The 9,655-nt window shown below is 46.0% G+C and carries 10 protein-coding genes; 1 reads left to right on the top strand and 9 read right to left on the bottom strand.

Going from position 1 to position 9,655, the window contains the following annotated elements:
• Nucleotides 1–213: hypothetical protein (locus HMPREF9447_RS28925; protein WP_208860739.1), on the top strand; the 213-nt coding region annotated here is incomplete at its 5' end.
• Here the strand turns inward: HMPREF9447_RS28925 and HMPREF9447_RS16585 are convergent.
• The 9 genes from HMPREF9447_RS16585 to HMPREF9447_RS16550 form a co-directional block, all read right to left on the bottom strand.
• Complete coding sequence (locus tag HMPREF9447_RS16585) at nt 200–2,263, bottom strand: tetratricopeptide repeat-containing sensor histidine kinase (protein WP_167549125.1); 2,064 nt, start codon at nt 2,261–2,263, stop codon at nt 200–202. The genes HMPREF9447_RS28925 and HMPREF9447_RS16585 overlap by 14 nt on opposite strands.
• A gap of 139 nt (nt 2,264–2,402) precedes the next feature.
• Nucleotides 2,403–2,876, bottom strand: coding sequence for an N-acetylmuramoyl-L-alanine amidase (locus HMPREF9447_RS16580; protein ID WP_009130908.1), 474 nt, complete (start codon nt 2,874–2,876; stop codon nt 2,403–2,405).
• A 13-nt stretch (nt 2,877–2,889) separates the two neighbouring features.
• Nucleotides 2,890–2,991, bottom strand: a complete 102-nt coding sequence (locus tag HMPREF9447_RS28505) for a smalltalk protein (RefSeq protein ID WP_009130907.1) — start codon at nt 2,989–2,991, stop codon at nt 2,890–2,892.
• 133 nt (nt 2,992–3,124) lie between these two features.
• Nucleotides 3,125–3,625 carry an HU family DNA-binding protein gene (locus HMPREF9447_RS16575; protein ID WP_009130906.1) on the bottom strand — a complete coding sequence of 167 codons (501 nt, stop codon included), beginning with the start codon at nt 3,623–3,625 and terminating at the stop codon, nt 3,125–3,127.
• A 145-nt stretch (nt 3,626–3,770) separates the two neighbouring features.
• On the bottom strand, nt 3,771–5,147 hold the full coding sequence (dnaB, locus tag HMPREF9447_RS16570) for a replicative DNA helicase (RefSeq protein ID WP_009130905.1): 1,377 nt from the start codon (nt 5,145–5,147) through the stop codon (nt 3,771–3,773).
• Nucleotides 5,148–5,176: 29 nt separating this feature from the next.
• Nucleotides 5,177–5,794 (bottom strand): hypothetical protein, encoded by a 618-nt coding sequence (locus tag HMPREF9447_RS16565; RefSeq protein WP_009130904.1) that lies wholly within the window; start codon nt 5,792–5,794, stop codon nt 5,177–5,179.
• Between the two features lie 296 nt (nt 5,795–6,090).
• Entirely contained in the window at nt 6,091–6,351 is a 261-nt protein-coding gene (locus HMPREF9447_RS16560) for a DUF4248 domain-containing protein (protein ID WP_009130903.1), read from the bottom strand.
• 146 nt (nt 6,352–6,497) lie between these two features.
• Nucleotides 6,498–6,899 (bottom strand): hypothetical protein, encoded by a 402-nt coding sequence (locus HMPREF9447_RS16555; RefSeq protein ID WP_009130902.1) that lies wholly within the window; start codon nt 6,897–6,899, stop codon nt 6,498–6,500.
• 151 nt (nt 6,900–7,050) lie between these two features.
• Nucleotides 7,051–9,183: a DUF4906 domain-containing protein gene (locus tag HMPREF9447_RS16550; RefSeq protein ID WP_009130901.1), complete on the bottom strand. Its 2,133-nt coding sequence runs from the start codon at nt 9,181–9,183 to the stop codon at nt 7,051–7,053.
• Nucleotides 9,184–9,655 lie beyond the last annotated feature (472 nt).

The raw sequence follows: 9,655 nt of genomic DNA, 5'->3' as shown, positions 1-9,655 counted from the left end.
ATTCGCTCCAAATATATCTACCATTTTTTCACTATATTTCGGAAACTAATTTGTAATACGCTGAGTGATAAGGATGTTGTAGAACATAATTTTAAGGAAGGACGTGAACGGGCACAAGGCACTACACATAATTATATTATGCGCGCGTGCGAAAGGCGGAAGTTACTGTGCTTCTCCCTCTACTTCCGAAACCGCAGGATTACGCCGGAATAAATGGCAATGTCAGCACAAAACGACAACCTGCAGTATATTCCGCATCAATACAAAGCGTACCACCTAATTTTGTAGCCATAGCGCAAGCAATCGAGAGCCCAAGTCCTGAACCTTGCGAAAAGTTATCCAGTTTCTTGAAACGTTCAAAGACTATTTTCTGTTGATCGACCGGAATACCAATACCCGTATCAGTTACTGAATACCGAATCACTCCTTCTGATGGAGAGATAACATAGTCGAGTGTAATGCTCCCGGACTGAGTAAATTTGGCAGCGTTATGTAATAAGTAGTCAAGTATCAGCGTCACGTAGGAAGGATTAGTATATATGCGTACCTCATCTTCCGAAGGATGGAAAATAAGTTCCACCTCACTCTTCACGAAAGATTTAGCTCCATCTATAGCAGAATTACAACTCGAATTGATATTATCTACCACATCATACAGCAAATGTTCTATCTGGTCAATATTGGAGAGTTCCAATACATCATTAAACAGTCGCAACAGGTAACTACTGTTCACAGTAATAAGTGAGGCAAATTCCTCTGTTTCAGATTCCTGATAAAACTCCACCAACACTTGAGAGAAACCAACGATAGCATTAAGCGGAGTTCGCACTTCATGCGTTATATTTTGAATAAACTGGGTTTTCATCTGGCTGGCATCTTCCGCCCTATCTCTGGCTTTACGAAGTTCCTCGCTCGACTGCAACAGTTCGCTATTCTGGCGCACTACCACCTGTTTAGACTCTTTCAGTTGGCGATTGAGCCTATATATGTGAATAATAAAGAGAGCCGCAATAATCAAAATGCCAATTAAGGTACCGATTGCCCAATAGGTTGTCGTCAGCCGGCGATCCTGAATATCAATCAGCAACTGCTGCTTCTCATGTTCCAATTGTCGCAGGTTAAACAGACCCGCTATTTCATCGGCAGACTTCTGCATGGAGAGCTTACGGACGGAGTCGTTTGCATAAATATAATTACGATAATATTCTGCAGCAGCAGCCCGGTCATTCATCTCCCAATAGATATCCCCTTTCTTATTCAGGGTGAGAAGGTTTGACTCAGAAGAAGGATTATTAGTTCTGATAGAATCGATCACAGCGAGCGCTTTATCATATTCTTTAACGCTCATATAATAGTGCAGTTGGGATTCACGCAAATAGGCTGAATAAATAGCCAATTCCTCAGAAGTGGCAAATAACTGCTCTATCTTATCAATAGTCCTTTTGGTGCGGGCAGCATCTCCCTTTTTTATATAAAGCCTCAGAAACCCCTGTGCCAGACAAAGTCTCTGATAAGCCGTAACCGTATCAAGATTAGCCAGGAAAGTTTCCGCCCTATTCAATGTTTTTCCGGCCTCATCCAGACGGCCACTCTGCATCTGGTTCTCTGCCAACGAATAATAATAGACAGGAAGATTGATATCCACGGGCTCCTCTTTTTCTGCTATTTCAATCAACTTCTGAAAATTCAAGGCAGCCTGTTCCGGATTAGATTGAATAAGATAAATATTAGCCATAGCCTTATAACATTCTGCAATCCCGAGCAAATAATTATCGCTTTGCGCCTCATGAAGCATGTTCTGCGCTTCAAGAAGTGCATGATTCGGCAATCCGCTTTTTAAGTAGAAGGTAATCAGACGGCTTCCCCAAACAAAATAATATGATTCCAGTTCATTGTATTCGCGGCTCATACGCTTCACTTCATCCACCAGTTGCAGAATCTTATCTTTATTTCCCTGAAAGTAGTAATAATCGAGCACAACAGAACGCGCAATTACCTGAAAATGCTTATTACCCAACTGACTGGCACGATTGTATAGTGTATCTGCCATTTGCAAAACATCAGCCGAATGAAGCTGCGAAGCACATTTATAAAAATACTGCCTCAACGCTGCATCCTGCTCTGTCGATACATCAGCAACAGCATTCAGGCTGGGCGACAATAGAAAAAAGAATGATAGCAATATGCGGCTGGTTAATGAAATACGCTGTTTCATCCAACCTGTCGTCTTTTGTTTGTTAGTGTTAGGACAATGTGTCATCATGATTATATAATTCACAGATATACTGATAGTTAGTTTCATCTACACATTACCGCCATACTATCGGGAGCTAAAATACTGAAATTCTACTTACCAGCGGCAAATCTCACCAAAAATATTTTTACTATCCCCCTTGGCTATCCTATCTATAAGCCGGATTCGGAGGTGGCGGATTATACAAAATTGTTGCAGCATCAAAACAAGGACATTCTTTTATCCACTCTTCCGGTTCTATTTCACCATTATGATTCAGGTCGGGACTGAGATCGCGGTGCCCCACTACCCTACTACCGGGATAATCTCTTAACAGCAGCATGACCAACACGCGCAGAGAATGCTTCTGAAAATCAGTTCTTGTATCAGCAGCCCGACCATTCACATCCAAACCGCCTTCATAACAAATGCCAATGCTGTTAGCGTTGTGACCTTTTGCATGGGCACCGGGCTTCTCAACGGAACGAAGACTTTTGATATCCCCGTTCTTCCTGATATAAAAATGATAGCCTGCGCCGGAGAAGCCCCGGCACAGGTGATCAGTGGTTAAGTCAAATTCCGTATAGCAACGGTCAGCGCGGGTGGCGCTGCAATGAATGACAAGTAAATCAATCTTTCGCATGATTATGAATTTATCAGCGGACGCCTGTCATGGCATGTGCACTCAGCACGCCAACCAAAGCAGAAGCCACAGCAATAATTACTTTCAAAATCTTGTCCCAAGTCGTTTTTTTCATAATGAGGTGAGTTTAAATATTAATTATTAATTGGCTGCGCAGTGTATATCGGGCGAAATTTGTTTCGCCCCCTACAACCTGATGCCTTCACACCGCGCAGCCATTTCTCAATTTTTAATTTTTAATTTTCAATTTACCCCAGCGGATCTTCTTCAAGCCCTCCTTCTCCATCAGAACTGCCGCCTCCGTCTGATGATCCACCGTCTTTGTCTTCCGGTTTCTCTAATGCAAACATCACATTAGCCGGGCTCCTCGTCTGCGCATGACTGTTATTCACCAGTTTTAACTCCTTGTCCGGAACAAAACGAATATTCACCCGCTTGATATTCTTCACAGTACATTCTGCCGAAGTTGCCACACCCGGACAGCAGAACGTCATGTGAAACGTACCGAACAGATTCAGTTTCACCTTGTTTCCGTTCGCCAGATTTTCCTGAACTTCCTCCACAAGTGCCTCGATCACATGTTTCACATCCCCTTTCGTCATTGCACAGCTTTTCTGTATGGCAGCGGCAAGGGTATCAATATCTACGGTCTTGCACGTACCGACCTTCTGACGAAGATAAAAGAACTTGGGAGAATCGGGATCAGTCACGATTTTTCTGCGCATATAGCGCTCTACGGTTACATCCATAAGTAAAACAAATTAAGTTAAGGTTTAAGTTATAATCGCCCTTCCGAGCACATCACAAAGATACAACATCGCGAAGCGGAAGTCAATCCTTTTGCCAATTATTTTCGTACCACATACAACCGATTTACACCCATTGGCACCCATATCATTTTGCATGCTTCATCAGCCATTCGCAAGGCGGAACATAGTCTCCCATTTTCGTCAGACTGGGGTTGTGTCCAAAGTAAACATCGCCTGTTTCTCCATTTCTATGTTTTGCCACAATCACTACTCCAAGTCCCTCGGAAGGATACTTACTCTTATGCTCCGTTTTCAAGCCATGCAGAGCAGGACGATACAGTAGCATCACCATATCCGCATCCTGTTCAATTGCCCCGCTTTCGCGCAAATCGCTCAGGAGCGGGCGGCAATCGGGACGTCCTTCACTCATGCGGTTCAACTGGCTGAGCAACAATACCGGTACATCCAGTTCCTTTGCCATCAGCTTAGCCTTTCGGGTGGCTTGTGCCACTTCCTGCTCACGGTTGCGGTTATTCTGGTCGGACTTCATATCACAAAGTTGCAGGTAATCCAAAATAATCATGTCACACTCTCCCTTGCTTTTCAGCATACGAGCCACCGAGCGCACATGATCCATACTCACCACCGGACTATCGTCCACACGGATGGAAAGTTGTGAAAGCTGCCGGGAAGCCTCACGCACCTGCCGCAATTCCCCCGTATCGAGCTGTCCGCGGCGCATATGCGAAGCATCCACATCTTCAGTAGCGGCAAGCAACCAGCGATCTCCCAAACGTTCACCCTGCATTTCCAAACTGAAAACCACCGTATGATAACCGCTTGCAGCAGCCGTCTTTGCCAAGTGCAGGGCGAAAGCCGTTTTTCCCACTGCCGGACGCGCAGCAATGATATCCAAATCTCCCCGTTGCCAGCCCGAAGTCAGCTTGTCCAAATCGGAGAAGCCAGTAGGGATACCTGTAATACCATTCCGGCTACTCTCAACACGGGCTTCCACTTGCGTCAGGGTATCTTCCATTAGTTGCCCCATAGTACGGAGATGGTCGGCAGCTCCCATTTCGCCCTCAAGGCGGTCCAGCAAATCGTGCATGCCCACCAGCACATCCGTGATGTCTACCGATTCATCGGCAGCGGCAGCCAGTTGTTTATACGAACCGAGAATCACCTCACGACGGATAAATAGTTCCCGAAGTATACACGCATGGTACTCCAGATGGGCACTCGACGCTATGCGCGAAGCAAGCCGCATCAGATTATAAGGTCCGCCCACCTTCTCCAGATTGCCGCATGAAGCCAGTTCATTCTTTACCGTAAGAATATCAATCACTTTTCCTGCACGAAACATAGCCAGAATAGCAGCATAAACCATCCGATTCTGATCGTTGTAGAACATTTCCGGCCGCAATTTATCGGCAATCAAGGATATAGCTTCGCTCTCTACCAAGCAAGCACCCAGCACAGCTTCTTCCAGTCCGGCATCCTGTGGATTTAAAGTTTCATTCATCTCTCTTTTATTCTCTGTTATACTCATCATTAATTGTCATATTCATCCTGAAACAGCTTGTTAGCCAGATATTTCGCAGCCTGACAGCAATACTTCGTATTCCGCAAATGGTAGTAATATTCTTCAATGTTCTCCTGAGCCAGCTTTCTCTCTTCGAGCGACATCTTCTTCCACTCCCTGAGAGTCTCCTCCCTGCTTTTGCGGGGCATACGGGTGATTTCATGATATTCGTCCCAGAATGTTCCGAAACCCTCCTCAAGAGTGGTGGCCGCATCCGCCTTTCCGGCCATCCTTTTGCCTACCCATGCATCGTAGCCCGGTATACGAATATGGCTGACGCAGTCTCCCTTCACCAACTCTATGCCGCCGTCGGCAATCAGTCGGTTGAAGAAACGCCGGGTACGCCCGATAGTCCAGCCCAGAATTTCCGCCCAATGACTGAAGGATATCACCGATTCTCCCCGCCGACAAGCCACCTCGGTATTGCAACATTTCGTCATCGCTTCGGCATAATTGACATAGGTCAGCACCCGCAGAAATGCATTCATATCTCCCACCGCCTCACGATGCTCCTCAAAAGTCCTCAAAAGCAGGGCACGCGGAATCATGACGTAACCTGCCACCTGCAAATCTTTATTCAAATTCATAATTCATCTTCTTTGTTTACAGCAACAAAGGTATGGCAATAAACCGGGTTCTGTTCTCGCCATGTTCCGACTGGTTACATTCGGTGGTTCATGGTGAATTATTGATACAATCCGTGTACATTTAGACCGGTCTGCGAACCGTACAGCCCGGCGAACAGAAAAACTTGCTGATAATAAACAGCTTAGTTACGGAAGCGAACAGGCAACCAGACAGCCAACCGTACACAATATAATAATATAAAGAAAAAAAGAAGGATATATAAATATATCCTTCCTGCTTTGACGGAGCCGCGTTCTTACTGTTCCATCTCTCTACGTGCCTGATTGGGAAGCCCCAGATGGCGGATCAGCACCGCAATCTGTAACGGGGTCAGAATAGTAATCTGATCAGTGTACCCCACTTCCAACAGCCCGGCATACAAGTCGACAATTTCCTTGACGTGCTTCCGGAACGAGCGCACAGCCGAACTGTTGTGCATACATGGAAAATACGCCTGTGCCACTTCGGACAAAGGATGGCAACCTTGAAGCAGCCAGTCAAAATTCACTTCTTTCATTGTTTTTCTTTAAGTTTATAATAGGGTAGCCCGTCGGGGAATAAGACCTTAATCATACTTTGCGACCCACCCGTTTGTTAATAAATCGGTTGCGAAATTATAAAAATAATATCACATATAAAGAACAAGAGTGACAAGGGTGGTATTCAACTTCCACGTTTCTTTTTAAAGTAGGAAAACACGGTGGCGAAACCAAGGAAACGGCGGTTGGGCAGACGTACACGGCTCTCGAACAGATAGCGGGTAGAGATGATGTAGCAAAAAAAGGAATAACTCAGATTCAGATGCAGGCGGGCTTGCAGACGGTCGTAGACGGCGGAAGCTCCGTCAAAGAAACTATCTACCTCAGCATGAGGGATGATGCGATGCCTGCGGTGCAGACGAATGATTCGTTCCAGTGACTGCAATGCATACTCCAGGTTTTCTATGTTTTGCCGCGTGCGCTGCATCCTGCGCAATAAAAGTTCTTCCCGTTCTTGCTGCCGGACATAGCGTTGTTTTTCATTTTCAAGGCGTTGTGCCAATCGATGTAAAGTCATTAATTCCATACTTTCTTTTTTTTGTTTTAGATGTTCATTGTTATTATTTACAGAACGCAAAAAACGCAAAGGAAACAGACGAGCGCCACCGTTATGGGGGTGGATTCGTCTGCAACCTCTGCGTTTTCCCTGGTTTCGGGGGATATGGTATGTTATTCTACTATTCTATTTTTTCCTGAACGCAACGAGTGGTGTGGGCGTCGTAATCTCTCATTGACCCTATTTCAGGTTTGGTGCCTCCCAGGCCTAGCACTCTAAAAATCGCCTCATTTTCAGACGCAGACATATATCCCATTGTCCCAACATTATTCAATTGAGTTATATTGGGCGGGTATCCGGTAAATCGCATATAAAATATACTTCCCGTGTTATCATATTTAAGTAGTACCCCGCCATCATCCTGCGCACTTACAGGAATCACGCTAGTATTACGATTCACCAGAACATAAAGTTCACTCTTCTGGGGGATACGCCACCCTGCCGGGCACGGATCATGAATAGTTTTTATGGTACCCCATGCCGGACGCGGATTATCTGAACACCAAGTAGTACCATTACCACCGGCAATGGATATCGGTACCTGATAAGCCTTCTGTAACGAAGTAGCTCCACTGCCGATAGACAAAGGTACAATCGCATGAAAGCCATCCGGTTTATACCTGTTCATGATATGCTTGGGAGGTGCATCCGCACTTAATGTAAATTGGTAGACACCTGGCAGTTTCTGCGTCGTATAACTACTTGGAAACGGATCCTTCCGCCCTTTCTGGAAGTGGAAACCATTGTTTCGGGACATAGTAAGAATATCTTTCGGAATAGCATCGAACGCGCCTTCATAGGCACCCAGATTACGGTCCATCATGATGGCCGCAACAGTACCATCAGTACTACTCACCGGCACCAGTTTCAACTTCCGCTTTTCCTCCGGCATCAGCACCGTTTCAGTTCCCGTGGCATCCGGATAATAATCCGTCACCCACACATGCCAACTCCAGAGAATATTTCCTGTACCATTCTCTCCGTCATAAGCGGCAATCACGCCGCTCCCACCAGTAGTATTGGATGCCGTGCGACAATAAATGAAGCATTGCCCTGCTCCTGTTGCAGGAACCGTCGTGATAGTGGAACCATCCGTGCGTTTCACATCCACAATATTGGTGTGATCGTCATTACTATTGGCAATGCCCATCGCCGGATCACCCACATCACCATTCTCTTTGGTCTGCCAGAGCAACTTCACAGACTTGATGCCACCGATGCTGCACCAACTCACTAATTTATCATTAGTCATTGAAGTTCCGTTGGACTGGAATACAAACGGGTCGAAGCAGAATGCACCACCCGGAGCAATCATGAAACAGTTTGCGGTAGGCAGAAGGTTGTTATTATTTTCGGAAGCTGGTATCGGATCAATATACGTCACACGACCGTCATCCGTAGGGATACCTGCGTGCTTGAAGTTTACTGTATAGTTATAATTGGTGTTACCCAGCACATTGAAGTCCGACGACTCCCTACCCCCCAGATAAACGCGATAGTCCAGTTTTTTCTTCGCATCCGTCTTGTCCACGGCAACAAAATTAACGAAAGCACTTCCCTGCGGCGCATTGGCCTTCGTGCGCAATGCCTCCGAAGTGGCGGCAGGCGAGTTTCCCCGCACATTGGCAGGTATCCAGCAGGAATAACTGCCGCTATTACCCACTGAGGGGACTTCTATTGTGGTAAATTGCTGAATAAGCGAGGGGTAAGTGCCATCTTGTTCATCCGGTGCATCCACTACAGCATAGGCTAAAGGCACGCTTTGAATCAATATTTGCTTTATATCAAAGTCACTCACGGCATATATCCATGTCATTGTAAGCCGGGTTGCCAAGCGTTTCAGCCGGAGACGGGCATCATAAGCTCCGTCTATACTCTGGATGATAAATTTACCGGAAATTGCATCTTTCACCACTTTCACATGTTTCAGATGCAGCACATAGGGCATTTTGTTCATGCTCGTTTGATTCGTCGGATCAATTTGGTTGAGTGCTGTTGCCTCTACTGTTATTTCTTCCTGCACTTTTTGCAATGTTCTTGTTCCTAATTCTGTCTTAACCGTATTGCCATCACCATGCGCTACAATCACCAGTTGGCAATCTTCACTTGCTTGCAGTGCCACGTCCAAAGTCTTGCCGATAGTGGCATTGGCAAAAGTGGAGCCTGCAAGGTGTGTGCCTGCGGAATTGTATTGTCTGATTTCTAAATTATACAGAGCGTCCGGAGTCAGTTCTGCAACATCACGAGTTGACAAGTGGGGGGACAAGCTCGCCTCGAAGGAGGCAGTATTGCCTCCTTCGAGGCGAGCCCGAGGCGAGCCCGAGGCGAGCCCGAGGCGAGCCCGAGGCGAGCCCGAGGCGAGCCCGAGGCGAGCCCGAGGCGAGCCCGAGGCACATCATAACCATTAAGTTCGGAGGCGAAGTCAAATGCCAGCGGCACCGTCACCAACCCATCATTACCCGTCAGGATTTCCTCTTCCCCGATATTGTCTTCACATGCGGCCATTCCGCCCGCAAGTGCCACTAACCCTAAAAACAGGATCAAAAAACTTCCAATTTTCATTCGTTTCATATTCATACTATAGTTATTTTTAATTCATTAAATACCATATCATTATCATAATCATTATCTTACAAACTAATTTCAAACTACTGTTTATCCTAAAACAGACCGTCCATTTACCCGAAACAGATGGTCAGTTTATAATAAACAGACGGTCTATTTGC

Source organism: Bacteroides oleiciplenus YIT 12058 (assembly GCF_000315485.1).
Taxonomy (GTDB): domain Bacteria; phylum Bacteroidota; class Bacteroidia; order Bacteroidales; family Bacteroidaceae; genus Bacteroides; species Bacteroides oleiciplenus.
This window is presented reverse-complemented; position numbering and strand designations above follow the sequence as displayed.

Excerpts from the sequence above, each read along its gene's own strand:
- dnaB (WP_009130905.1), bottom strand. The coding sequence starts at position 5,147 with ATGAATGAAACTTTAAATCCACAGGATGCCGGACTGGAAGAAGCTGTG.
- HMPREF9447_RS16560 (WP_009130903.1), bottom strand. The coding sequence starts at position 6,351 with ATGAAAGAAGTGAATTTTGACTGGCTGCTTCAAGGTTGCCATCCTTTG.
- HMPREF9447_RS16555 (WP_009130902.1), bottom strand. The coding sequence starts at position 6,899 with ATGGAATTAATGACTTTACATCGATTGGCACAACGCCTTGAAAATGAA.
- HMPREF9447_RS16585 (WP_167549125.1), bottom strand. The coding sequence starts at position 2,263 with ATGATGACACATTGTCCTAACACTAACAAACAAAAGACGACAGGTTGG.
- HMPREF9447_RS16575 (WP_009130906.1), bottom strand. The coding sequence starts at position 3,625 with ATGGATGTAACCGTAGAGCGCTATATGCGCAGAAAAATCGTGACTGAT.
- HMPREF9447_RS28505 (WP_009130907.1), bottom strand. The coding sequence starts at position 2,991 with ATGAAAAAAACGACTTGGGACAAGATTTTGAAAGTAATTATTGCTGTG.
- HMPREF9447_RS16580 (WP_009130908.1), bottom strand. The coding sequence starts at position 2,876 with ATGCGAAAGATTGATTTACTTGTCATTCATTGCAGCGCCACCCGCGCT.
- HMPREF9447_RS16565 (WP_009130904.1), bottom strand. The coding sequence starts at position 5,794 with ATGAATTTGAATAAAGATTTGCAGGTGGCAGGTTACGTCATGATTCCG.